At 34.1% G+C, this 1,038-nt stretch carries 1 protein-coding gene and 1 pseudogene; one reads left to right on the forward strand and one right to left on the reverse strand.

What is annotated here, in order from left to right; genetic code table 11:
* Nucleotides 1-240: T9SS type A sorting domain-containing protein (locus DB891_RS17445; RefSeq protein WP_133243534.1), on the forward strand; the 240-nt coding region annotated here is incomplete at its 5' end.
* Nucleotides 241-585: 345 nt separating this feature from the next.
* On the opposite strand, the pseudogene DB891_RS17450 reads toward DB891_RS17445, so the two are convergent.
* Nucleotides 586-1,038 (reverse strand): annotated as a pseudogene (locus tag DB891_RS17450) (glutamine synthetase type III); the annotation flags it as partial.

The following is a 1,038-nucleotide window of genomic DNA, read 5'->3' on the forward strand; positions in this document are numbered from 1 at the left end:
CATCCGGTTCCTTTCAAAGATCAATTGACTATCAGTTATGATCTTAAATATGTTACTGATGTGAGAATTGAGGTCTTCAATACACTAGGTGCTGTAGTGGCTTCTAGTTATGATGCCAGTGGTTATTTGAACAGAGAAGTTTCGCTAAACATTCCTTATACAGGACAAGCAGAAGTTTATCTTGTGAAAGTAACTACCAATAGAGGAAGTAGCGTTCAAAAAGTGATTTCTTCTAGATAACATTAAACTAATTTTAATTAAAAAGCATCCGCCACAAACGGGTGCTTTTTTGCGTTTTTAAACAAAAAAAAGGCTTTCGTAAAAAAGCCTCTTCTGTTTAAATGAACTTAACTTAACTATTCAGCACCACAAACACTAAGTTAATTTCTGCCGCAAAGGCGCTAAGGCACTAATTTCAAATCAAAGAAGACGTCTACTAACCCGATTTATAGGGATGATTACTTAATGACTTTTGTAACTTGTTTTTTCTTTGTTCCCGATAGCTATCGGGATTGTGGCTTTGCGGCAATATTGTTTAATTTTTTAGTGGTAAAAGGAATCTGAATAGTTATGAATGGTATAAAACTACTTAGTCAAAAGCAATTCTCTGTATTTAGTTAAAGTCCACAATTCATTGTCAACCAATAACTCTAGTTTATCGCAATGGTTTCTGATGATTTCAAAATAGGGTTTAACTTTGTTGCAATAGGCTTCTGCCATCTCTTGACCATCAGTCAAATTATTGGCGATCTTTCTTTCGTTGGTCATCTCTTCTACTTTAGAATTAATTCCTTCGATATGTCCAGAGATTTCTTTGATCAAGATAATTTGCTCTTTAGCGATGGTTTCAAAATCAGGTCCAAAAATATCTTTCAAACCTCTTACATTCGTAATCAAAGTGTTTTGATACCGAATGGCAGTAGGAATCACGTGGTTTTTAGAAATATCACCTAGTACTCTACCTTCAATTTGAATTTTTTTAGTGTATTCTTCCAATTCAATTTCGTAACGGGCCTCAACTTCTATATGGTTCATGAT

Origin of the sequence: Flavobacterium laiguense, from assembly GCF_003097655.1 — a bacterium.
Lineage (GTDB): Bacteria > Bacteroidota > Bacteroidia > Flavobacteriales > Flavobacteriaceae > Flavobacterium > Flavobacterium laiguense.